Origin of the sequence: Polynucleobacter sp. Adler-ghost (assembly GCF_018688495.1) — a bacterium.
Taxonomy (GTDB): Bacteria; Pseudomonadota; Gammaproteobacteria; order Burkholderiales; family Burkholderiaceae; genus Polynucleobacter.
In genome coordinates this window covers 221,952-245,115 of sequence record NZ_CP061320.1, presented here as the reverse complement: position 1 = coordinate 245,115, position 23,164 = coordinate 221,952, and the positions used below count along the sequence as shown (strand labels likewise).

The 23,164-nt window shown below is 43.9% G+C and carries 22 protein-coding genes and 1 pseudogene; 4 read left to right on the top strand and 19 right to left on the bottom strand.

The window, feature by feature from the left end; translation table 11 throughout:
- Positions 1-81 precede the first annotated feature (81 nt).
- Positions 82-1,701: a TolC family protein gene (locus tag ICV89_RS01310; RefSeq protein WP_215308993.1), complete on the top strand. Its 1,620-nt coding sequence runs from the start codon at positions 82-84 to the stop codon at positions 1,699-1,701.
- Between the two features lie 4 nt (positions 1,702-1,705).
- Here the strand turns inward: ICV89_RS01310 and waaC are convergent, their stop codons facing one another.
- The 5 genes and pseudogenes from waaC to rfbB form a co-directional block, all read right to left on the bottom strand.
- Positions 1,706-2,731 carry a lipopolysaccharide heptosyltransferase I gene (gene waaC, locus ICV89_RS01305; RefSeq protein ID WP_215308991.1) on the bottom strand — a complete coding sequence of 342 codons (1,026 nt, stop codon included), beginning with the start codon at positions 2,729-2,731 and terminating at the stop codon, positions 1,706-1,708.
- Positions 2,732-2,772: 41 nt separating this feature from the next.
- On the bottom strand, positions 2,773-3,330 hold the full coding sequence (gene rfbC / locus ICV89_RS01300; RefSeq protein WP_215308989.1) for a dTDP-4-dehydrorhamnose 3,5-epimerase: 558 nt from the start codon (positions 3,328-3,330) through the stop codon (positions 2,773-2,775).
- A gap of 78 nt (positions 3,331-3,408) precedes the next feature.
- Positions 3,409-3,495: pseudogene (locus ICV89_RS01295) on the bottom strand (sugar phosphate nucleotidyltransferase); the annotation flags it as partial.
- 25 nt (positions 3,496-3,520) lie between these two features.
- Positions 3,521-4,519 carry a dTDP-4-dehydrorhamnose reductase gene (gene rfbD, locus ICV89_RS01290; RefSeq protein ID WP_251370869.1) on the bottom strand — a complete coding sequence of 333 codons (999 nt, stop codon included), beginning with the start codon at positions 4,517-4,519 and terminating at the stop codon, positions 3,521-3,523.
- A complete protein-coding gene (gene rfbB, locus ICV89_RS01285) occupies positions 4,491-5,549 on the bottom strand; it encodes a dTDP-glucose 4,6-dehydratase (protein WP_215308987.1) in 1,059 nt (352 codons plus the stop codon). Before rfbB ends, rfbD begins: the two co-directional genes overlap by 29 nt.
- Before the next feature lie 501 nt (positions 5,550-6,050).
- Between rfbB and ICV89_RS01280 the strand changes: the two genes are divergently transcribed.
- Entirely contained in the window at positions 6,051-7,079 is a 1,029-nt protein-coding gene (locus ICV89_RS01280; protein ID WP_215308985.1) for a glycosyltransferase family 10 domain-containing protein, read from the top strand.
- Positions 7,080-7,285: 206 nt separating this feature from the next.
- Here the strand turns inward: ICV89_RS01280 and ICV89_RS01275 are convergent, their stop codons facing one another.
- The 9 genes from ICV89_RS01275 to ICV89_RS01235 all read right to left on the bottom strand — a co-directional run bounded on the left by ICV89_RS01275 (position 7,286) and on the right by ICV89_RS01235 (position 15,890).
- Complete coding sequence (locus tag ICV89_RS01275; RefSeq protein WP_215308983.1) at positions 7,286-9,172, bottom strand: acyltransferase family protein; 1,887 nt, start codon at positions 9,170-9,172, stop codon at positions 7,286-7,288.
- A 73-nt stretch (positions 9,173-9,245) separates the two neighbouring features.
- Positions 9,246-10,199, bottom strand: coding sequence for a glycosyltransferase family 2 protein (locus ICV89_RS01270; RefSeq protein ID WP_215308981.1), 954 nt, complete (start codon positions 10,197-10,199; stop codon positions 9,246-9,248).
- A gap of 7 nt (positions 10,200-10,206) precedes the next feature.
- Positions 10,207-11,109 (bottom strand): DUF6492 family protein, encoded by a 903-nt coding sequence (locus tag ICV89_RS01265; protein WP_215308980.1) that lies wholly within the window; start codon positions 11,107-11,109, stop codon positions 10,207-10,209.
- A complete protein-coding gene (locus ICV89_RS01260; protein ID WP_215308979.1) occupies positions 11,106-12,446 on the bottom strand; it encodes a hypothetical protein in 1,341 nt (446 codons plus the stop codon). Before ICV89_RS01260 ends, ICV89_RS01265 begins: the two co-directional genes overlap by 4 nt.
- Before the next feature lie 24 nt (positions 12,447-12,470).
- A complete protein-coding gene (locus tag ICV89_RS01255; RefSeq protein WP_215310278.1) occupies positions 12,471-13,442 on the bottom strand; it encodes an aspartate carbamoyltransferase catalytic subunit in 972 nt (323 codons plus the stop codon).
- 5 nt (positions 13,443-13,447) lie between these two features.
- Positions 13,448-13,954 (bottom strand): bifunctional pyr operon transcriptional regulator/uracil phosphoribosyltransferase PyrR, encoded by a 507-nt coding sequence (gene pyrR, locus ICV89_RS01250; protein ID WP_215310277.1) that lies wholly within the window; start codon positions 13,952-13,954, stop codon positions 13,448-13,450.
- A gap of 1 nt (position 13,955) precedes the next feature.
- Entirely contained in the window at positions 13,956-14,381 is a 426-nt protein-coding gene (gene ruvX / locus ICV89_RS01245) for a Holliday junction resolvase RuvX (protein ID WP_215308977.1), read from the bottom strand.
- Entirely contained in the window at positions 14,374-14,958 is a 585-nt protein-coding gene (locus ICV89_RS01240; protein ID WP_215310276.1) for a YqgE/AlgH family protein, read from the bottom strand. Before ICV89_RS01240 ends, ruvX begins: the two co-directional genes overlap by 8 nt.
- Before the next feature lie 113 nt (positions 14,959-15,071).
- A complete protein-coding gene (locus tag ICV89_RS01235) occupies positions 15,072-15,890 on the bottom strand; it encodes a YdcF family protein (protein ID WP_215308975.1) in 819 nt (272 codons plus the stop codon).
- 78 nt (positions 15,891-15,968) lie between these two features.
- Between ICV89_RS01235 and ICV89_RS01230 the strand changes: the two genes are divergently transcribed.
- On the top strand, positions 15,969-17,459 hold the full coding sequence (locus ICV89_RS01230; protein ID WP_215308974.1) for a deoxyribodipyrimidine photo-lyase: 1,491 nt from the start codon (positions 15,969-15,971) through the stop codon (positions 17,457-17,459).
- Positions 17,460-17,499: 40 nt separating this feature from the next.
- The gene (locus ICV89_RS01225; protein WP_215308972.1) at positions 17,500-18,339 is read left to right on the top strand and encodes a symmetrical bis(5'-nucleosyl)-tetraphosphatase; all 840 of its coding nucleotides are present in this window, start codon (positions 17,500-17,502) and stop codon (positions 18,337-18,339) included.
- A 25-nt stretch (positions 18,340-18,364) separates the two neighbouring features.
- Here ICV89_RS01225 and hemL read toward each other — a convergent pair whose 3' ends face one another.
- The 5 genes from hemL to ICV89_RS01200 are packed head-to-tail and all read right to left on the bottom strand — an operon-like array spanning position 18,365 to position 23,164.
- Positions 18,365-19,657, bottom strand: coding sequence for a glutamate-1-semialdehyde 2,1-aminomutase (gene hemL, locus ICV89_RS01220; protein WP_215308970.1), 1,293 nt, complete (start codon positions 19,655-19,657; stop codon positions 18,365-18,367).
- A 56-nt stretch (positions 19,658-19,713) separates the two neighbouring features.
- A complete protein-coding gene (locus tag ICV89_RS01215; protein WP_011902084.1) occupies positions 19,714-19,884 on the bottom strand; it encodes a rubredoxin in 171 nt (56 codons plus the stop codon).
- 24 nt (positions 19,885-19,908) lie between these two features.
- Positions 19,909-21,375: a class I SAM-dependent RNA methyltransferase gene (locus ICV89_RS01210; RefSeq protein WP_215308968.1), complete on the bottom strand. Its 1,467-nt coding sequence runs from the start codon at positions 21,373-21,375 to the stop codon at positions 19,909-19,911.
- A gap of 31 nt (positions 21,376-21,406) precedes the next feature.
- Complete coding sequence (locus ICV89_RS01205) at positions 21,407-21,832, bottom strand: CopD family protein (RefSeq protein WP_215308966.1); 426 nt, start codon at positions 21,830-21,832, stop codon at positions 21,407-21,409.
- A 45-nt stretch (positions 21,833-21,877) separates the two neighbouring features.
- Positions 21,878-23,164 (bottom strand): glutamate-5-semialdehyde dehydrogenase, encoded by a 1,287-nt coding sequence (locus tag ICV89_RS01200; protein WP_215308964.1) that lies wholly within the window; start codon positions 23,162-23,164, stop codon positions 21,878-21,880.

The window sequence follows — 23,164 nt, the reverse complement described above, 5'->3', positions numbered from 1 at the left end:
TTTGGCAAAATGAGGTTCAATTAAGGCGTTTTGCTGAAATAAGCCTTAAACTTCATGGCACATAAAAAGTAATTAAATTAGATGACCCCAGCCCGTTTTCGCCTCTCGCAACCCAGCATCCTAGGTTTAATCCTGTGCCAAGCACTCGGACTCAGTACGGCGTCGACCAACACCTTTGCACAGGCTGCCAATGGGGCAAAGCCATCGCTACCCACCCCAATGAGCTCTCAAGCCTTAATTGGGCTAGATATGCCCCCACAAATGGTGGTTGCCCCTAAGCTGGCCATACCGACTTCTGATGCACCCTCAAACCTCAACAGAAATGGCGCAGCTAACCCTGCCGGACCGGCTTCAGACCTCATTCGCCTTTATCAAGAAGCTGCATTTAGCGATCCAGTCCTCAATGCCGCACGCTTTAACTACCAGGCAAGCAAAGAACTCTATTGGCAGGGCTTATCTCTTTTGCTGCCCCAAGCAAGCGCATCCCCGATTGGCACTAGATACTATCAACATGCAACCAATGGATCGGCTTTAACAAGTTATTCGGCTAACTCTCGTGTTTTTGATCAAAAGGGTTATACCGTAACCCTCACACAACCCGTTTTTAACGTAGCGGCATTTGAGGCATCAAAGCAAGGCGATCTCAATACGAAAATTGCAGACATGCGCTTTTATTTAGCGCAACAAGATCTGATCTTGAGGGTCTCGCAAGCTTACTTTGATGCACTTACTAGCCAAGACAACGTAGAACTTTTTCGCAATAAGAAAAGTCTCATCAAGCAACAACTTGAGATCGCACAAGCTAAATTTGATGCTGGCCTAGCCACCATTGTTGATGTCAATACGGCACAGGCAGCATTGGATCTTGCCAACTCCCAAGAGATTGGCGCTCAAGCTGATTTAGTGGTTAAACGTGGTGTATTAGAACAGCTTACTGGGCGCCCAGTAGGATCTCTGCGCCCACTGATTAAAGAAGCGAAGATTGATGGTGTTTTAAAAGATCCTCGCTCCAAAAATAAAGATAGTAACGGCATTCCAATTGCGGAAAGTGTTAACCCACAATTACCAAAAGGCCAAACTCTGGATGATTGGATCCAACAAGCAGAGACTGCAAACTTTAATGTCTTGGCTGGTCAACTATCTGTGAGTCTTGCCGAGAGCACTTACCGAGGCTCACAAGCACTTAATTACCCTTCTGTAAACTTTGTTGGAACGGCGGGCTACAACACCGCAAATGGAAGTGCTAATAGCTACGCCCCGAGCAACACCAATATTTATAACAATACGATTGCGCTGCAAATGACAATCCCGCTGGTTTCAGGGGGATTTAATAGCTCTGTCATTCGCCAGAATGCAGCCTTACTCGATGCAGCCAAAGCTAACTACGATAGTGCTCGGCGCACTGCAGCTCAGAATACTAGGACTGCCTTTACTGGATTTTACGGAGGTCTAGCTAGCGTCAAAGCCTATGAAGCAGCAGAGCGATCATCTAACTCCGCACTAGAATCCAGCAAGCTAGGATTTCAAGTGGGAACGCTGATTAATATTGACGTTCTCATTGCACTAGACACACTCATTACTACCCGCTCACAACTGCAACAGGCGCGCTACAACACCATTCTCAATGCGATGAGGCTAAAAGCGCATGCAGCTACACTATCGGATGAAGATCTAATTTCTATTAATGCCCTGCTGCGCTAAAAACTTACTTTAAAAGCTTTAGTGATGCGTCAAGAACCTCTTGGACGCTTGGTGGATCTTGAATATGGCCCACATTAGCAATCCGCCCAGACCAATAGCCTTCAGTTTTCCAACGTGGTGAGTCGCAATAGATCTCTACGGTAGGCTTGTTGAGTACTGCTGCTAAATGCGTAAGACCAGTGTCCACCCCCACCGTTAAGGTTGCGCCAGCAATAACTGAAAAAGCCTCTTCAATTGAAAAGGCTGGTGGTACTAGAGCCCCAGGAATCTGCGAGGCAAGCAATTGACTCACAGATTTTTCAGTGGCATTTCCCCAAGGAAAAACCAGTTGATATCCTCGAGTAGATAAATCTTTACCTAGCGCAATCCAATTGTCATTAGGCCAACGCTTAGCCTCTCTAGCCGTCGAATGAAAGCACAAAACATAAGGAGAACACAAACTAGCGATAGAAGTCTTTGGAATGCTAGCAATAAATTCTGGTGAATAAAACTGTGGCGTATCACCACGCTCTATCAAAGACCAATCCAAGGCCGAGCACATCACCCAACGCGAACGATCGACGGCATGGCACTGCGCAGGAACTTGTACTGACTGGCTGTAGAAAGATCTAGCCAATGGCTCGTATCCAGAAAATTCCGTTGCATTAGCAAGGCCTGCAACCACGGCATTAGAGCTTTTCTTAGCAAGGGAACATATGGTGGCTGATTTAAGTAGGCCCTGTGTTTCAATCAATACGTCATAGGCAATAGATTGAAGTGTTGTTCTAAACGCAAAAAACTCCTTCCAGGTGGCCAAGCTAAAGAGATTTTTCTTCCAGCGACGTAAACCAAAAGGAATGATTCGATCAATACCCTTAAAACCATCTCTTAATAGCAAGGGTTCAAGTAAATGAACATAAGCCTCTTCCACCACCCAATCAATTTGAGCATCTGGTAAACGTGCCCGCAAATCCCACAAAATCGGCAAGTTATGCAATACATCCCCGAGAGAGGATAGTTTTACCAACAAGATTTTAGGAGAAGTGCTCATGTGAGCATTATCTTATCTTTTGAAAATACCCCTAAATTTAATTAAAACTTAGGAGCAGTCTCCCACGATAGACCAGCAGAATCTTTGGCGTTCATATTCGGCATGATGTCTGTTGGTAATGGCCAATCGATGCCTATGGTTGGATCATTCCACGCCAAACATGCTTCGCTTTGCGGGTGATAGTAATCCGTTGTTTTATAGAGGAACTCTGCAGTCTCAGATAAGGCTAAAAAACCGTGAGCGAGACCAGCCGGTATCCATAGCTGCTTGTGATTTTGGGCGCTCAATTCAACGCCAGCCCACTTTCCGTATGTCGGTGAATTTTTGCGGATATCTACAACAACATCAAAAACACTACCAGCCACAACACGAACCAATTTTCCCTGCGTCTGCTCTAACTGATAATGTAAGCCACGCAATGTCCATTGACGAGAAAAGGAATGGTTATCTTGAACAAATTCTACATTCAGACCAGTAGCTGCTGCAAAGTCTTGAGCGTTAAAGGATTCGGTAAACCAGCCGCGCTCAACGCCAAATACTTTAGGCTCTATCACGAGTACATCATGAATCGCAATGGGAGTGATTTGCAACTTCAACATCGCGCTCATCCAATCATCTTTTTATTCGATAGTGAAACAGCTTGGCCGGAGGCATTCAACTCGTTAACAATCTTACTCAGGTATCAGCTGCTTAGAGACCGCTTGAGTGACTGGGTATAAACGAGTGCCCGAACCCCCCGCTAAAATGATACCCTTACGATTCATCTGATTTACTGGCATAGCATTCTTTCTAAATTAGTCCGTCTTTAGCCAAACTAGCGACATAAGACTGAACAGCCTTATCCCAAGGCTGATTTAATTGTTCTAATTTTGACATATCACCCAACCCCGCAAACACTAGATGGAGCTTATCTGTCGACATCCTTGAATTTATGGGCCTTGGGGCTGGTAAAGGGTATTCCACCGCAAGAATAGGCTTAATAGTGCTTGGGTGAGCTTTAAGAGTTACGCCAGCATCGAGAGCTACTTGCACAGCCAAACACGCCAAGCCGTACCAAGTAGTTTCTCCGGCAGGAACAGCATGATAGATACCCGATGTAAATTTTCTTAAGTGGGGATGTTCATCCAGAACTAAATTCAGACTCACTTGTGCCAACCAATTGGCACTCGTGGGAACGCCAAATTGATCATTAATAATTTTCAATTCTTCACGCTCTTTTGCTAAACGCAAAATGGTCTGAATTAAGTTACCGCCATCGCCATAAACCCAACTGGTTCTGAAAATGGCATATTGACCACTACCATTATTGCTAGCAAAGATTCTGGCAATTACATCTTCACCAGCAGCCTTGCTTTTTCCATAAATCCCCAAAGGGTTGCGTATATCGTCTTCCAGGTAATAGCCATATTTCTCGCCATCAAAGACATAATCTGTGGAGTAATGAAGAAAAGTAGCGCCATGGTCTGCAGCATATTGCGCCATAACTTCAGGAGCTCTTACATTAATTGCAAAAGCTAAGTTGGATTCCGTTTCTGCCTTATCGACTGCAGTATAAGCAGAAGCATTAATAATTAACCGAGGTTCAACTTGATTGAGTAGTTGACTAAGTAATTCTCTATCAGCAAGATCACATTCAGAGCGTCCAACATACTGAATGGTAGGTTTTACAAGCAAAGCCGTAGTGAGCTTACTCAACTCTTCTTGAAAGGCTTTTCCCAGCTGGCCATCCTTGCCAAATACGAGGATATTCATGCGTTCTTTAGCTGTACTGCTTAGAGAGCCAGTCACGGTAAGATCCGCTGACTACACCCTCAATCCAAACGGGATTGTCCAAATACCATTGCACCGTCTTGCGAATGCCTGTGTCAAAGGTATCTGCCGGCCGCCAACCAAGATCACGCTCTACCTTACTGGCATCAATAGCATAGCGACGGTCATGACCAGGGCGATCCTTTACGTAGGTAATTTGATCTACGTAAGACTTGCTATCAGCACGTGGCTTTAATTCATCCAAAATTTCACAGATAGTTTTAACTACATCGATATTTGCTTTTTCATTCCAGCCGCCAATGTTGTAAGTTTCACCCAACTTGCCCTTGGCCAATACCTCTCGAATCGCCGAACAATGATCACCCACGTAAAGCCAGTCACGTATCTGCTGACCATCACCATAAATTGGTAATGGCTTACTGTTAAGTGCATTCAGAATCACTAGGGGAATTAACTTTTCCGGGAAGTGATATGGACCATAGTTATTGGAGCAATTGGTTGTAAGCACTGGAAAGCCATAGGTATGGAACCAGGCATGCACTAAATGATCAGAGGCCGCCTTAGATGCGGAGTATGGGCTATTGGGCTCATAGGAATTAGTTTCTGTAAAAGCAGGATCAGAAGCAGCAAGTGATCCATAGACCTCATCGGTGGATACATGATGAAAGCGAAATGATCTCTTAGCAGACTCATCCAATCCACCCCAATACTCACGAGCACACTCAAGAAGATTAAAAGTACCCACGATATTGGTAGCAACAAATTCTGCTGGCCCATGAATTGAACGATCCACATGACTCTCGGCAGCAAAATTTACAATTGCGCGCGGTTGATGCTCTTTAAGCAATTTAGCTACTAAATCTTCATCACCAATATCACCATGTACAAAAACGTGGCGAGGATCATCCTTCAAAGATGCTAGGGTAGCTAAATTACCAGCATAGGTCAATTTATCGAGATTAATAATGCCTTCAGCATTAGGATCGACCAACCAATCCAAAACAAAATTACCGCCAATAAACCCAGCTCCACCTGTTACCAATATCATTTTATCTTCACTTATAAGCGTTTTTATAAAAACTAAATGCCTATTGACCATTTTTTAAAGGGTGTTGATCAATATAAAAATTAATAAAATCTAGAATTCAAAGGAACGAGTTAACTGTTTTAAATAGGATTCTATAACTTTTAGTCCTTAATTTATTCGAAAATAGATTACGACCGGTCAAGGCAGGCAAATGATCTAGGCAATCACCCATTCAGCAGACGGCAATCATTTTTTATGTGTAGCAAAGCCCTCCATAATACCCACGTCTACAAAATGATCAACATCAAAAAAGTCAAGGTTAATTATATAAAGGGCAATAAATTCTAGAGAATGAAAAAATTAATACACTTAGAGAGATTTTTACCTAACTTGGCTATTTCTGTATAAAGACAATTATTGATAATCCCCTTTAACCCCTTTAATTTTTCACGTTATTATTAATTCCTTCCAAACTCAGCGACTTAAATTTTCAGCCATTTAAACAGAGTCACGAAAAAAACTATGTTACTCGCCAATTACTACCAACAAGATAGAGTTAATAATGCCTCTTTTGAAGAAATTGATAGGCACCACACATACAATCCCACATTCACTAACCGATTGTTGAGGTCAGAATTTCTGAAGCGCGGTATTGAACTAAATAATCCTGACGTCAATCAAGGCAAGGAGGTTGCTTTTAGCATCTTGCATGATGGTCAAGATGTCGATCAAATCCCTGCGCCAAAATACCTTATTGCTACTGAAAATCCATACATATGTCCACTCAACAACGATAGGCGTTACCTTAATTCATTTAATGGCGTGTTCACTTGGAATACAAACTTGCTGGATCTGCCAAATGTCACTCATATATTCGTACCCAATCAAATTCAAAAAAGAGTGACGCCCTCATTTAAAGAACGCCCTATTTTTTCGTGCATCATTAATGCCAACAAAGCATTTCCTATTGAAGTTGACGGCGATCTCTACAAGGAGCGTATCAAGGTCATCCGCTGGTACGAAAAAAATGCCCCTCAATATTTTTTACTATATGGATTGGGCTGGAATAAGCCTGAACCCGCCTTCACTTTTTCCAAAAAAATAACTAGACGTATGAAGCGTTTAGCAACCCAATCATTTGGATATAATCCATTTCCAAGTTACGCCGGAGAGGTCGCAGATAAGGGAAGCATATATCAGCATGCCAAGTTTGCTTATTGCTACGAAAACGTCGCTAATTTGCCAGACTACATTACCGAAAAAATCTATGATTGCTTTTTTAATGGTTGCGTACCCATATATTGGGGTGCAAACACTATAGATAAACACATTCCCAATGACTGCTTTATTGATCGTCGTGACTTTAAAAGCACGGAGGAAGCCCATAAATTTCTCCTGGGGATAGACCAAGCCAAATATCAAAAATACCAGGATAGCATTCAAGAATTCTTAACTAGCCCAAAAGCAATGGAGTTTGATACAAGCAAATACGTTGCGAAAATTATTGACAAGATATGCAATGATTTAATTTGGCAGCCTGATAAACAATAAACTGCAGCATACAACTAAATGCATGCATCAATATTGATCTACGAATCAGAGCTTAGAATAATATTTTCTCAGGAAAACCTTGCCCATCCAGAGAGGAGTCATAGATCCTACGAAAAACTGCTCCAACGCTCTATAAATATATGCAAATCTATTTACCTAGCAACACCATCCCAAAAACTGCTAAAGCCAGACTTTAAATTTGATACTTATTTGGACTTATAAAATCTTGACACAACATATATAGAAGCCGCGGAGGTCAGGTGACCGCCATCAAAACTGGCAAGGTCCCTTGAGTCCTCACCAAATCTTGTTATACATCCCGAGTTATTGCATAAAACGTCAACTATAGAAAGATAGTTAATTTTATTTTGAATTGCAATAGCTTTTAATTGGGGTTCGATTTCAAGAAAATTATTATTTAATCCAAAATTCATGCGATAGGGAATATTTTCATCTTTGGTTGCTAGATAATTGAGATAGAGTTGCTTATAAAGACTTTCTCTCCATTGAGGGGCGGGGCCTACGATTTCGATTTTGTCATACCCTATCCTCCTTAATTCATCAATCGTTACCTGCACTCGCCTCCAATCATAATCAGTCCAATTTGCTGCGAGAACTAGACGCTCTGGCCACTCATTTTTGATTTTCTCAATCTTGTCTTCATTGCTCTTGGAGCACCCCTCTCGCCATGTAATATCAAGCTTGAGAATTGGCGGGCATCCTTGGATGCCAATATTTTCAATTTGATATTTTTCGCCTAATATTTTTTTATACCCAACAAGCAAATGCTCAGCATATGAGTCACCCCAAAGAAAAATTTTATCTTTCTTAATATCATTTTCAGCTAGGTTTAGACTATCTTCAGGTGGCTTTATATATTTTTCGCCTAATTTCTGCAACGCTATTGGAAGTCGAAATTGAATTTGATTTAACCTAAAAGTAAGGCCATCTCTAACGTAGGTGTTATATCCAACAAAACCAATTGTTGACAAGAGGGCAATTAGGATGAAAACCTTGATTAAACTGACGGGACCAAAACGAAAAAATTTCTCAACAAAGTAATATGTACAAACCGCTAGTAGCAAAGAAAATAGCAAACCCATCGACTTGTATAAATTAGAAGGTTCATCTACGCTGATGATGTGCAAAAAAGAAAGTATTGGCCAATGCCAAAGGTACAAAGGGAAGCTAATTAACCCGACCCAAACTACTGCTGGGTGAGATAAGAATTTTCGATTAATCCATGCATCTGGCCCAGCAGAGATAATAAAAAAAACCCCTATCGTTGGAATAAGCGCCCAGTAACCTGGATACATTGAATGCTCAGAAATAAATAACGCCCCAAGGGCAACTAACCCAAGACCTGCTATCGAAAGGGTATTTTTTATTTCTACGGAAGCTGGATATACCAGCCCCTTCAGTTGTTTTGAAAAAAGTTGGGGTTGGCATGCCAATAAACCACCCAGCATTAACTCCCAAAATCTATTTTGTGGCAAGTAGAAAAGAGGTGCGCCACCAGCCAAGAATTGCAATGTATATAAATTCGCCAAAAAAGAAAAGCAAAAAAGAGAAAGGGTTACAAAAGCTAAGTTAAGGTGGAGCCTCCAGCCAATCCAGAGAAGGATGGGCCATAAAAGATAAAATTGCTCCTCAATTGCCAAAGACCAAAGATGGAGCAAGGGCTTTGAAATAGATGAGGCATCAAAATATCCACTTTCGCTTAACAAAATGAAATTAGAGCTAAATGATGCGCCCCCGCCAATATGCTTTCCTAGCTGCTTATACTCATCCGCAAGCAAATTAAACCAACCAAAAGTAAAACATGCCACTAGCACAACTATTAACGCGGGGAAAATACGTTGAATACGTCGACAGTAAAAATTGACGAGGTCAAATTTATTTTCTTTTAAGCCATTAATAAGAATATTTGTTATTAAGAAGCCGGAGATGACAAAAAATATATCCACACCTATAAAACCACCGCCCAGTTTGCTTGGGAAGGTATGAAAAACCACAACCATGATAACTGCGATTGCACGCAGGCCATCAATATCAGGGCGATAGTTAGCTTGGGGCCGTAGTAGTGAATTCATAAAAACATATTGAAGATGAGGCTAGTCAATCAAATTGTGGGTAATGCTTGTTTTGAATTAATGGTACTTGTATCTACCTTAGGTGATATCGATCTTTAAACCTCAGTAGACGAGCGGAAACTAAACAAATAACCCCAATAATCACCCTCTCCAAACGCTGCATAATTGATAAGATGGCATTATTACGGGACTGGAAACGAGCATAAATTTCGCAATTAGCACGAAAAGAAATGCCACTAAATTGTTGGTTTAATAATCCAATCAACCCAACACCCAGCCTAAGCCTTGAATAGATAGCCATTGGTTGTGGCGTAAATTTTGCAGAAATTCCCAGCATTTCCAAGTACTGACGCCTAACCGACATAGAAGCCATATTGGACCTTTCTTTACTTAGCAAGCTACTTTGCTGCGGGTAGATCCTATATGTAATTAATCGATCCTTCAAATTTTTAAAACGGTATTGAGCGCCTGCTAGACGAGCCCATAGAAAGTAATCCTCCGCAAACAGAAAATTCGCATCGTACTTAAATTTCTTCAATATCTCAGATCTCATTGTTACCGATGAATTACATAGCGTGCAGTACACACTCAATAATGCACGTATATCAGAATCAGTAAAGTTGTCTTTTGACTTCTTAACTTCCCCCGTTTTTTGATTTAAGACCAACTGAGCACTGCCAATAACATCGCAAAAATTATTCTCCAAGTAGACCAACTGCTTTTCAATTCGCGATGGGTGAGCAATATCATCTGCATCCATAAGGGCAATATATTTGCCTTCTGCTCGGTCAATCATTACATTTCGAGCATGAACTACGCCATAATTTTGATCAGCAAATATCCCTATGATTCTTGGATCAAGGTAATCTTTAATTAGTGTCCTGGTTGCATCTGTAGAACCATCATCGTAAATAATGAGTTGGATATTGTCATACGTTTGATCCAATATGCTATCAATAGCCTCATTAATATAGGACTCCGAATTAAAAGCTGGCATCAAAATACTAACGAGTGGTTTAGCGTTCATTACAACCTTAAATATAACTTTGTAAATAGCGTCCAAATCGCTTTAAACGGCGGAGCATGCGTGATCCAAGGGATTTGGATGTAGCGCCAAAATCCATTCCTGAATCCCAATTAGATTGGTAGATCACGCCCAAGTAATTCACTTTTAAATTATCCTCTTTCTCACCTATTCTGCGCAAAAGATAGTATTGCCAGTCGTAATAATAAATTCTAAACAACTGCTCAATGGGGTGCAAAGGTATCACCCGATAATTTAACAAAGCCTCTAGGTAGAGCAAAGTTTCTGGATGGTCGTCGCTCGAGACATCCCAGAAGGTGAGACCCCTTGGCTGAAGGTACTGGAGGTCCAGAGATTCCCAAACCTTGGCAGACCAAATAAATGGTGGGCACGGGCAATAGTAATTTGGGCCAGATCTAGAAAACAATGCCTTAACACGATCACCCTCTTGACATAGATTGGACTCAACCTGATCTTGCCCACGATTAATGGCAAGTTGATAAAACTCTTTATTTTGATAGATAACTGTATAAGGATTTCCGTCTGAACTTATAAAATCAGACTTTTTGAACGCTTTAATAAAGATGCAGTCAGAATCAAAGCAGACATAATTATTGGCTATTCCTAGACGCCAAAACTCCGACTTAATGGCTTGCTGACTAAGGCTGCCAGATCGTGTTTTTTCAATCCCCTGTGGAACACGTGGGTTTGCAGCAATAATTGATTCATCTGAAACCCACTCATAACCACCGATATTACCTAAGACAGAAACCAGATCTTGATATTGATCTTGCGGAGTGGAGATATAAAAAGGGATTTGATCAACGTTATATTGATTTATCGAAGACAACAAACGCTTTAGCCGAATAAAATCTCGGCAATAGGATTTGCAATATAGAACTAGGTCGTTCAAGCGCTTCTTTCAGTGAGTGTGTGAACTTCTGAAAGTATTCTATACGCAGCCTGATCAGCGCCAACCGGTAGCCACTTCGGCGCTATCAATTGCTGATTTTTCCAATCTAGCCAGATTCTTTCTAAAGCAAGCGCTACAGCCTGAGGTTCACTCTGCGGACTTAGGTAAGCGCCCCGATCCAGCAACATTTGATCTAACTGTGGATTGCGATGCGTAATACCCCAAATAGGCCTTCCCGTCCAAAGATAGTCGTAGAGCTTAGAAGGAATATATTCAGCACACCACTCATCGTTACCATGCAACAAAATCAGTACATCGGCTGACTGCATCTTTTCCACTACACGCTCTCTGCCAGACATACCAGTTACAGGATCTTTCTCTAGGCGACCATGAGCCAACAACAGATCATCGAACTTAAGGCTTTTCAGAGCCTCCACAGTTAAAGGGTCTAAGGGCGCACCATAGGCATGCACTCGTATACATTCTCTCGCTTCTGGATGCTTACTTAGCAACAGAACTAAGGCATTCAGGATGGTTGATAGCGAACGATCATTTGCCAAGGATCCAAAGTGACAAAGATTCAGTTGCTTGGTATAGCTATGTACTGGATTCGCATCTAACCCTCCGGGAGGCTCAGCTCCCGGCATCAAGACAAACCCATGAGCATTGTCATGCGTATTGAGATTAGGATTACGTAGCTTTGCGTAATGCAAAGCACCTTCAGTAAACCACCAAGCTAAATCCGCATATTTACAAATTTGTTTTTCTAAGTATTGACGAAATTGTGCATCGCGATTTTTGGGCTTATCAAACCCTGGATCAGTTGGACTATTACGTATTACTAGCGGATCATGAATTTCCACAATCAAGGGTAAGCCTGTTTTTTTCTTAAGCCATAAACCTGCTAAGTGGGCAGACCAAGCGCCTCCAGTCGAGTAGATTAAATCGACCTTACCATCTCTTATTAGCTTTAGACCATGGAAATAAGCCGGCATTGCCCATGACCATTGACTAGAGCAACCAAGAAAGAATTTCTCCAGCGCAATAAACGGCGCAAGCACCAGTGAGACCAATCCCGTGGAGATCTTGTAAAACCATCCCCTGCCGTATTGATTAGCAATCCAATGCCGGAAATCAAAACGAAAAGCTGCTGGACCCCAAGCTAGAAATTGTTTATGCGGAAAGCGGGCATCTCTAATGCCAGTAATTGCACTAAAGACATGCGGCTTGATACCAGCATCTAATAAATAAGGGATCTTGTCAGTAATGGTGAGACTAGATGCTCTTCCATCCATATTGAAGCCATGCGACAGAATCAACCAGTTCTTTTTTTGCATTAGCGCAATTACTCGCAACAGCGACTAGTTACCAGCAACGATGGACATCACCGCCATACGCACTGCAATGCCAAAGGTGACTTGATTCAGAATGACCGACTGAGAACCATCCGCTACAGCAGAATCAATTTCCACACCTCGATTCATAGGACCTGGATGCATCACAATGGCATCAGGCTTAGCCAAAGCCAAGCGCGTAGGCGTTAAGCCATACTGCTTAAAGAAAGCGTCACCCTCTGGGACCTGCCCTGCTTCCATGCGCTCCTTCTGAATACGCAAGGTCATGACTACATCAACACCCTTTAAGCCCTCTTCCATACTGTGGAATACTTTTACTCCCAGCATATCTAAGTCGCTTGGCAAAAGACTCTCGGGTCCAATCGCACGAATATCTGTACAACCCAAAGTTCTCAATGCGCAAATATTCGATTTAGCAACTCGGCTGTGCACAATATCGCCCACAATCGCTACTTTCAGACCGCTAAAGTCTTTCTTAAAGTGGCGCATCGTATACATATCCAACAAGCCTTGGGTAGGATGCTGGTGACTACCATCACCGGCATTGACTACGTGAACATGCGCAGGAACGTGCTGGGCGATCTCAATCGGCGCTCTAGAAACACTATGGCGCACTACAAAAATATCCGCCTGCATAGCCACTAAGTTATCAATCGTATCTAAAAGACTTTCGCCTTTTGCAGTAGAAGATGTAGAGATGTCTAAGTTAATGACATCTGCAGACAAACGCTTAGCAGCAATCTCAAAAGTAGTGCGGGTACGGGTGGAGTTTTCAAAAAATAGATTGAAGACACTCTTGCCACGCAGTAGCGGAACCTTTTTTACCTCTCTCGCAGGATCTGTGATGCTGACAAACTGTTGCGCAGTATCAAGGATGTGGAGGATTTGCTCTTTTGGTAAACCCTCTAAGGTTAGCAAGTGAGTTAACTCACCGGCAGCATTAAATTGATTTACCGGAGCGTTTACTAAGCCATTCATTCCACTCATGCTGCGCGCTCCTCTAATTGGAAGCTGAACTTACCAGCATCATCTTTTTCTAAAACTAATATTTGATTCTCTGGAACACTCACTCTCTCTCCTACAAAGCCGGCTGAGATCGGCAACTCACGGTTCTCACGATCCGCCAAAACCATCAACTCGACTTGGGCAGGTCTACCAAAATCAAATAACTCATTGAGCGCTGCACGAACCGTACGACCAGTAAGCAAAACGTCATCAATCAAAATCACGTTTGCACCATTGACCTCAAAAGGAAGATGGGTGGACATCGTGCTGGCAGTGCGAAGCGCTGTCATCCCCTTCTCAGCATAGTCATCGCGATGAAACGCCACATTAATTACGCCAAAGTAGGGAAGATTTAAATCGGTAGCTAAACGTTCTGCAATCCACGCTCCACCCATTGCAAGACCGGCCAACTCAAATACCTCACCAGCCTTTTTGCGCTGACTCAAAGTTGCTAGTAATTTCAGATAGGACTGCTCTGCATTCATCTCAACTAATCCAATTCTTCTCAAGAAAATACTGCTCCAAAATCAAGGCCGCAGACTCGGCATCCAAATTGTCTCGCATCTCAGGATTGCCCTCTAAAACAGCCGAGGTATAGCGCTCATCCACCCACTCCACCGACAACTGAAAGCGTCCATGCAGCTGATTACCAAAGCGACGGGCCTTGACACTCATTTCATGCTCTGTACCGTCAGGATGGCATGGTAGCCCCACCACCAACTGATTTGGCTGCCATTCTTTTATAAGGGCCTGAATAGCCATAAATCGCACATCCTCTGATGGCTCCTCAATAATCTTTAAGGGCTGGCCAACTTTGGTCAAAGTATTGCCAACGGCAACACCAATCCGCCGCGTCCCAAAGTCAAAGGCCATCACCGTCAACTCTGCGTCCTTCTTCATACTCTCAGGCATGTCCCGCCTCGCCAGATAGATGGGATGGGTCAAACCCCAACAGACTCATTGTCCGCTCATAGCGCTGGCTAGAGGGAGTATTAAAAATAATCTCAACCATTTGCTTCTGGGACAAGGGGACATTGATCCAGCCATTGAGGGTAATTTCTTCCTCAAGTTGGCCAGCACCCCAGCCCGCATAGCCCAAGGTCATTAAAAACTTACTGGGTCCAGAACCAGTTGCAACGGCCTCAAGCACATCCTTAGATGTCGTCATAGTCAAACCTCCTGGAACGACTAAGGAAGAGCTGTAAGCCACCTCAGTGGTGGGTTCGTGCAAGACAAAGCCACGCTCGATTTGCACTGGACCACCAAAATAGACCGGCTGTTCCGATACTGGCTCAGCCTCCAGCTTGACCTCAATTTTTTCAAATAAGGCACCCATGTCAAGCTCGGTCGGGCGATTAATCACCAAGCCCATTGCACCCCGTTCAGTATGCTCAAAAAGATAGATGACTGAACCAGCAAAATTGGGATCGACCATCCCAGGCATAGCAATCAGGAATTGATTTGCTAGATGATCAGCAGAATAAGCAATTGAGGACCCCGGAGCGCAAGCTTGGGAAGTTTGGGTGGTTATTGCAGCTTGACCCACAGGGGCTTTTTTAGCCGTGTTCATGTGGTTTTATTTTACCGAATTCTCTGCCCTACTCAGATCTTTCCAGTAATCCGGTAGGCTAGAAGACCGACCGTCTCATGCAGGAAGTTATTCCACTGCCCGGCACCCTCCATCAGATCAAAAGAACCCCAATGCAATCGATTTCCCGTTTGGTAATCGACAGGAACAGGAATCACCACAATCCCCTGTTTTTGGAATATCTTTACCGACCGATACATATGGCTCGCTGAAGTAATCAGCAGCCAAGGTTTAGGGGGCGCATCAGCTTCTTTGGCGCTCCTAGCCCCCAACTCCAAAATCATAGGTTTCATCAATACAACATTCTCATAGGTATTACGGGATTGGTTTTCATAATGGGCGTTTTTATCTGGCAAACCCTGCTCAGCAACCAATTGCTTAAAGGCATCTGCCTCGGACACGCCAACCGGCGATAGGCGCCCAGAAAAGCCGGTAAAGATAAAGGGCAGATCGGGATACTTGCGAATCAGCTCAAAGGCTTTAGTAACCCGCTCAGCAGCAGATCCAATAGAGATCTCACCCCGATCCAAGGCGATTTCACCGCCCTCAACGGCGCCACCCAAAATAATGATTCCACCAAAGTCTGCCTCTGACATCTGCGAAATCTGAATCTTAGGCACTCTATCTTCGAGAGTTCTTAAAAAGACCTCAGAAGTAGGCAGCCATCCTACTAGTAACAAATCTGCCAAAGCAAATAGCAAGAATCGTTTGTATAGATGGGGTTTTCTAAGACTCAGAAATAACAAGCTGAGCGCTACAAAAACAATAACCCAGTTGAGCGGCTCAATGCAAAACTGTACGATCTTAGAGAAAACAAAAAATAAAGTGTCCATAAATTCATAATCTATTGATAAGCAGGATATTACTCGTAAGCCAAGCAGGTCGACCTAATTAGCCCTAATATAGGGGCTATGAAAAAAGCACTAGTTTGGCTCCGACGTGATTTACGCCTGTATGACAATGCGGCGCTTCACTATGCCCTTACCAATAACAACCAGGTCTGGATGACCTTCATCTTCGATACCGAAATTCTAGACCCACTGAAGGTCGATAATCTGGCGGGTAGCGGCTTAACGCATGATCGACGTGTCGACTTTATCTGGCAGGGCTTGCAACAAATAGATGCGCAATTACGTAAACAAGGTGGCGGACTGATTGTTCAGTATGGCAAACCCACTACGTGTATTCCGAGAATTGCTGAGACTTTGGGTATCAATACCGTTTACACCAATCATGACTATGAGCCATCGGCAATTGCACGCGATGCCTCTATTGCCAGATCACTAGAAAAACTTGGTATTGAATTGGAGACTTTCAAAGATCAAGTGATCTTTGAGAAAAAAGAAATTCTAACGAACTCGAACACGGTGTTCTCAATCTTTACGCCCTATAAGAACAGCTGGCTTAAAACGCTACAAGAAAAAGATATCGCAGCTTATGACTGCACACCTAAAAAAGGGCAATTCGCAGCCATCCCAAATACTTTGGAATCCCCTATTCCATCTCTAGAATCTATGGGTTTTAGCCCAACTGGAATTGAAACTTATCTGCCGCCAGGATCTGAAGGTGGCCAGAGTTTCTTGGAAGACTTCCTTCACCGCATTGATCAGTACCAAATTGGCCGAGACTTCCCTGCCATTAAAGGTGTGAGCTATCTATCCACACACCTTCGCTTTGGCATGCTCTCCATTCGCGGCTTAGTGCGTGAAGCACATCGTCGTATGCTGGCTGGCAGTATGGGTGCGACGATCTGGTTAAGCGAACTCATCTGGCGTGATTTTTATTTCATGATTCTAGCCAATCACCCACGCCTTGCTGAAGGTGCGGCCTTCAAACCAGACTACGACAATATCGAGTGGGAAAGTGGTGCCACTGCTAAGAAATTATTTAAAGCTTGGTGTGATGGCAAAACGGGTTATCCATTAGTGGATGCAGCAATGTGTCAGCTCAACCAAAGTGGATATATGCATAACCGCCTACGTATGGTGGTTGCTAGCTTTCTTACTAAGGATTTAGGCATAGATTGGCGCTGGGGGGAGATGTATTTTGCAAAACACCTCAATGACTTTGAACTGTCCTCCAATAATGGTGGATGGCAGTGGGCCTCTTCATCGGGATGCGATGCGCAACCTTACTTCCGCATCTTCAATCCGATTGCCCAGTCCCAAAAGTTCGATCCCGAAGGCAAGTTCATTCGTCGCTATTTGCCTCAACTAGAAAAACTCTCCAAGAAGTCGATTCATGCTCCTTGGGAAGCTGGTCACATTGAACTAGAGGCTGCCGGCCTTCTTTTAGGACGTGAATATCCCCTGCCAGTTGTAAATCATGATGAGGCACGCAAAAAGACCTTAGTGCGCTATAGCGTCGTCAAAAAGGTCAGCCCAGAATCTGCATCTGATTAACTTGTTCAAGACTCTGACACTTTCCGATTTAAAATAGGGCATGAGCAAGATCTATGCCGTAGGTGATATTCAAGGGTGTGCACCCTCTTTGAAGGCGCTCGTTAAAAAACTACCCGCCCAATCTAAGATGATTTTTTTAGGTGACCTCGTAAACAGAGGCCCTGACTCATTAGGCACCCTACGCTACCTCAAGAAATTACAAGAAGAGAAACACATTGAGTGCATTCTCGGAAATCATGATCTCCATTTGCTTGCGGTAGATGCCGGCATCCGAAAAACTAAAGGGCTAGATACCGTACAACCGATTCTAGATGCACCTGATAGAGCTGAATTAATGAATTGGCTACGCCATAGGCCAATGGCTCTGAGTAACGGAAAAGTGCTTACTGTTCATGCTGGAGTTTTACCTCAATGGGATCTTCAACAAACGATTGAATGCGCGCAAGAAGTAGAAAAAGTGCTTCGCAAAAAATCCTATAAAGATTTCTTAGCGAACATGTATGGCAACACCCCAAATAAGTGGAGTAACTCCCTTAAAGGATATGAGCGTTTACGCGTCATCACCAATGCACTAACCCGTATTCGTTTTTGCACTCCAACAGGCACTATGGAATTTGAAAGCAAAGAAGGCTTTGAGGATGGTCCCAAAGGCTATATCCCTTGGTTTAAAACTCCTAAACGAAAAACGCAAGACTCCCTGATTTACTTCGGGCACTGGTCCACTCTAGGACTACTCCAACATGAGAATGTCATTGGTCTTGATACAGGCTGCGTCTGGGGTGGAAAACTGACTGCCATGGAAGTTCCAGAATCAGGTAAGCCAAGCAAGGATCTAAAAATTATCCAAGTAGATGGTTATGACCATCCACTCAGAATGTAATTCTGACTCTGCCCCTTATAGTTTCTTATAGCTTCTTAAATGCAGTTTTTGCGGCAGTGATGATTTCTTCTAAAACTGTATTGTCATGAGCAATGGAAGTAAATCCAGCCTCATAAGCAGAGGGTGCTAAGTACACCCCTTGATCTAACATCAAGTGGAAGAACTTCTTAAATGCTTCGATATCGGTTTTAGTGACCGCCTCAAAAGAGCTTGGGACCTCATTGGCAAAGTAAAAGCCGAACATACCACCAACGCTATCAACAGCAAATGGCACACCCGCTTCATCCGCGGCTAACTTTAAGCCGGCCATCAGTTTTTCAGTTTGACCAGTTAGACAATCGAAGAAACCTTCTCGAGAAATAATCTCCAGCGTCTTCAATCCTGCTGCTACCGCCACTGGATTACCGGATAAGGTGCCCGCCTGATAAACGTTGCCCAGCGGAGCTAATTTAGACATGATTTCTTTTTTACCGCCGAAAGCAGCCATCGGCATACCGCCGCCCATGACCTTGCCAAGACATGTGAGATCAGGAGTAATACCTTGCAAGGATTGGGCGCCACCCAAAGCAACCCTAAAGCCCGTCATGACTTCGTCGTAAATAAGCACGCTGCCATGCTGGCTTGTCAACTGACGCAGTGTCGAGAGAAATTCCTTTGAGGGCTTAATGAGGTTCATATTGCCAGCAAACGGCTCAATAATCACCGCAGCAACCTGATTACCCTTCTTTGCGAATACTTCCCTTAGGGCTTGCACATCGTTATATGGCAATACCATGGTATGTTTAACTAGATCCTGTGGTACACCACCAGAGGAAGGTGCATTTTGAGTTGAATCTGCAAAGGTCAAGAGACCAGAGCCTGCTTTTACCAAAAGACTGTCAGCATGGCCGTGATAACAACCTTCAAATTTAATAATGAGATCACGCCCCGTATGACCACGTGCAAGACGCAGAGCACTCATAGTGGCTTCAGTTCCACTCGATACCATCCGCACTTGCTCAATGCTTGGAACCAACTGACAAATGCGTTCCGCTAATTCAATTTCGCCTTCGGTAGGGGCGCCATAGCTAAAGCTAGTTTCTGCAGCCCGCTTGACTGCTTCCACCACTTCTGGATTTGCATGGCCCGCAATCATAGGACCCCAAGACATAATTAAATCAATATAGCGCGTACCTTCAGCATCCCAGAAGTAAGGGCCTTTTGCTTTAGCAACAAAACGCGGTGTACCGCCTACCTGACGAAAGGCGCGTACTGGAGAATTCACACCCCCAGGAATTGTCTTTTGTGCGCGCTCAAATAAGATGTCATTTTTTCCCAAGATACTTTTCCCGATTTAGATAATGAATTTAAATATTGCCTAAGTAAATTGATCTATTAGATCGCCATCATTTCAAAGTCTTCTTTGCGTGCACCACACTCAGGACAGGTCCAGTTCATGGGTACATCTTTCCAAAGAGTGCCTGGCGCAATACCCTCTTCAGGCAAACCTGCAGCCTCGTCGTAGACCCAGCCACAAATTAAGCACATATATGTTTTGAATTCCATTACCGTATCCCTTATTGATCTTTTTTATTTTAAATCGGATGCAGCATCACGCTTTGGATGCATCTCGAACTTAAACAACCTGCATTCAAGAGGGCCGTTGAATAAAGGCGTACGCTTAGATTCCTTGATACGCAACTGCCCCGGTAGTGCCATATCTGCCGTCAACACAAAGACATTCCAGCCACCAAAAGTATCCTTGAGATGCTGGCCAAACTGCCTTAAGAACTCGACAAATTTAGGATCCTGCTCTTCTTGAGCTTGTAGCTTTTTGAGAGACTCACGGCTAGAGCGTTTAGCACTTTGACGCCCTGTTTCCAGATTAAAGGCATAGCGATCCCCTGGCTCTTCAGCCTGTTCATATGAATCTCGCTCCATATCGCCACCTGCAGCGCGATCTTGACCCCGTCCACCCTTGATCACCAAGCGCTCACCATAAGGCGGGTTCAATAGCATCACACCATTTTGAGTATTTGCTGGCGGCCTACTTGCTAAAGCATCAATTTGACGGGTTACTGGCAATCCCGGCAACTGAGCCCGCTGCCAGTTACCTTTAAACATGGCTACCAAGCGCTCATTAATATCACCACCGCTAATACCCAAAGATTCTGAATCTGGGAACTGTTTACGCTTCTCCATCATTTCAGCATGTGCAGCGTCTTTTAGAGAGGCCCAACGCTTTTGTTCAGCAACCTCATTAAATGGCTTGAGTCGCGCAAATCCAAAGCCATGAGCGGAAGTAACTAATGGGCGATAGGCCAAACGACTCGGCTTAGCGTCATCACCATACATTCCTGCCCGAATAGCTCCCGGCGGAATAGCCAAAGCCATTTGAGCAGCCTCAATCAAAAAGGTGCCACTTCCACACATCGGATCAAATAAAGTTTGTGATGGTCTCCAGCCGGTAATTGACAAGATACCTGCTGCAAGATTTTCTTTTAAAGGTGCATCGCCCTTTTCATCTCTCCAGCCACGTTTGAATAAGGCCTCACCTGAAGTATCTAAATAGATCGTGGCATGAGTAGCCGTAAGATGGGCCTGTACCCGTACATCCGGAAATGCGGTGTCAATGCTGGGACGATCACCAGTCACATCACGCAAACGATCAACAATCGCATCCTTGATTTTCAAGGTTGCAAAATTTAAGCTCTTCAATGGGGAGCGATGCGCCGTGACATCAACACGCAGAGTTTGATTAGAAGAAAACCATTCTTCCCAAGCTAAACCACTAGCCAGCTTATACAAATCTTCTTCCTGGCGGTATGGCGATTCCGCCATCTGCAGTAATACTCGACTGGCAATCCGTGAATGCAAGTTCAATGCCATAGCAGCCGATATTGGCGCCGCCAAACCTACCCCACCTGTAGGGCTCGTAGGCGTAGGATCAATCATCCAAGCACCTAGCGCTTTACAGTCAGGACGCTGCGCAATACTTGCTAGCTCTTGTGCAAGAGGCACTTCCAGTCCGCCTGGACAAACAACAAAAAATCTCATGAGGCTAGCAATCTAAAAGGGATGAAAAAAATTAAGGCTTAATGACTACCAAAGCGGTCACGATCAAGAGGAGGAGGACTGGCGCTTCGTTAAACCAGCGATACCAAACTCCTGAATGGGTATTGACGCCATTGCGGAACTTTTTGAGCAAGCCCCAACACGCATGGTGATAGCCAATCACCAGAAGCACGAAGAACATCTTGGCATGCATCCATACTTCGCCTGAACCTATTTTGAAATACAACCACAAAGCAAGACCTAGCAATACGGCAGGTACCGCCAAGATTGTCATAAATCGAAATAAGCGATTCGCCATTCCTAGAAGGCGCGCCTGAACTTCTGGATTTTTTTCATCGGCCAAGTTCACAAAGATGCGTGGGAGATAAAACAAACCAGCAAACCAAGAGGCAATCAAGACGATATGAAAAGTCTTGGTCCATAAATATGCATTACCCATGATGAATCATTTCCGTTCTGTTATGAGGCTAGATTAAGTACGCATTTAAGTACGAATTTCGCCATGACCCATGACGATGTATTTGAGAGAAGTCAGACCATCTAAGCCAACCGGGCCGCGGGCATGTAATTTGTCATTAGAGATGCCAATCTCTGCGCCTAGACCATACTCAAAGCCATCGGCAAAACGGGTACTGGCATTAACCATCACGCTGGCACTATCCACTTCTCGCAAAAATCGATTCGCTTGCGCTTGATTATTAGTAATGATGGCATCGGTATGTTTACTGCCGTATTGCTCAATATGACCCATTGCTTCATCCATGTCTGCCACAGTCTTAATCGACAAAATGGGTGCCAAATATTCTGTTTTCCAATCTTCTTCCGTGGCATTGACTAAGTCTTTAAAACCTGCCGCCTCAAGAGTACTTCGGGTTTGATCATCAACACGCAACTCCACACCCTTGTCTTGGTAAATCTTACAAAGCGCTGGCAACACTTGAGGTGCAATGGTTTTGTTAACCAAGAGTGTTTCCATCGCATTACAAGGTGCATAGCGCTGAGTCTTGGCGTTATCACAAACCTTAATCGCCATCGCAATATCCGCATCGGCATCAATATAGGTATGACATATACCATCCAAATGCTTAATCATTGGCACGCGCGCTTCCGCCATCAAGCGGGCAATCAAACTCTTGCCACCGCGAGGAACGATTACATCAATATACTCAGTCATGGTGATCATTTCACCGACAGCAGCGCGATCTATAGTACTCACAACCTGCACCGCATCCATCGGTAAATTAGCAGCGCCCAAACCTTCTTGAATCAATTGTGCCAATAAGGAATTTGAATCAATCGCCTCTGAGCCACCGCGCAAAATCACTGCGTTACCGGATTTTAGGCACAGTGCAGCAGCATCAATCGTCACATTGGGGCGAGATTCATAAATAATGCCAATCACACCGAGTGGCACTCGCATCTGACCAAGCTCAATACCGGAAGTCTGCTTTTGCAATGGCGTTATTTTGCCAATCGGATCTTCCAAAGAAACAATTTGCTCCAAACCTAATGCCATAGATTCAATGGTCTTTGGCGTCATCGTAAGGCGATCAATAAACGCTGCATCTTGACCATTGGTTTTTGCTCGAGCAACATCGAGTGCATTAACACTCTGAATCTCCCCAGAACGCTCACGCACTAACTTGGCAATATGCAATAGCGCCTGATTTTTTTGCTCGCTTGATGCGCGCGCCATTGCGCGTGATGCCTGACGAGCACGTCGGCCAACATCTTGCATCATTTGCTGAATGGTATTTGTTGAATTACTCAT

Coding starts and splice junctions, on each gene's coding strand:
- ICV89_RS01200 (WP_215308964.1), bottom strand. CDS start 23,164: ATGAGTAATTCAACAAATACCATTCAGCAAATGATGCAAGATGTTGGC.
- waaC (WP_215308991.1), bottom strand. CDS start 2,731: ATGAGCACTTCTCCTAAAATCTTGTTGGTAAAACTATCCTCTCTCGGG.
- ICV89_RS01280 (WP_215308985.1), top strand. CDS start 6,051: ATGTTACTCGCCAATTACTACCAACAAGATAGAGTTAATAATGCCTCT.
- ICV89_RS01235 (WP_215308975.1), bottom strand. CDS start 15,890: ATGGACACTTTATTTTTTGTTTTCTCTAAGATCGTACAGTTTTGCATT.
- rfbB (WP_215308987.1), bottom strand. CDS start 5,549: ATGATATTGGTAACAGGTGGAGCTGGGTTTATTGGCGGTAATTTTGTT.
- ICV89_RS01230 (WP_215308974.1), top strand. CDS start 15,969: ATGAAAAAAGCACTAGTTTGGCTCCGACGTGATTTACGCCTGTATGAC.
- ICV89_RS01275 (WP_215308983.1), bottom strand. CDS start 9,172: ATGAATTCACTACTACGGCCCCAAGCTAACTATCGCCCTGATATTGAT.
- rfbC (WP_215308989.1), bottom strand. CDS start 3,330: ATGTTGAAGTTGCAAATCACTCCCATTGCGATTCATGATGTACTCGTG.
- ICV89_RS01205 (WP_215308966.1), bottom strand. CDS start 21,832: ATGGGTAATGCATATTTATGGACCAAGACTTTTCATATCGTCTTGATT.
- ICV89_RS01210 (WP_215308968.1), bottom strand. CDS start 21,375: ATGAGATTTTTTGTTGTTTGTCCAGGCGGACTGGAAGTGCCTCTTGCA.
- ICV89_RS01225 (WP_215308972.1), top strand. CDS start 17,500: ATGAGCAAGATCTATGCCGTAGGTGATATTCAAGGGTGTGCACCCTCT.
- ICV89_RS01270 (WP_215308981.1), bottom strand. CDS start 10,199: ATGAACGCTAAACCACTCGTTAGTATTTTGATGCCAGCTTTTAATTCG.
- ICV89_RS01260 (WP_215308979.1), bottom strand. CDS start 12,446: ATGCAAAAAAAGAACTGGTTGATTCTGTCGCATGGCTTCAATATGGAT.
- ICV89_RS01255 (WP_215310278.1), bottom strand. CDS start 13,442: ATGAATGGCTTAGTAAACGCTCCGGTAAATCAATTTAATGCTGCCGGT.
- ICV89_RS01215 (WP_011902084.1), bottom strand. CDS start 19,884: ATGGAATTCAAAACATATATGTGCTTAATTTGTGGCTGGGTCTACGAC.
- pyrR (WP_215310277.1), bottom strand. CDS start 13,954: ATGAATGCAGAGCAGTCCTATCTGAAATTACTAGCAACTTTGAGTCAG.
- ICV89_RS01310 (WP_215308993.1), top strand. CDS start 82: ATGACCCCAGCCCGTTTTCGCCTCTCGCAACCCAGCATCCTAGGTTTA.
- ruvX (WP_215308977.1), bottom strand. CDS start 14,381: ATGCCTGAGAGTATGAAGAAGGACGCAGAGTTGACGGTGATGGCCTTT.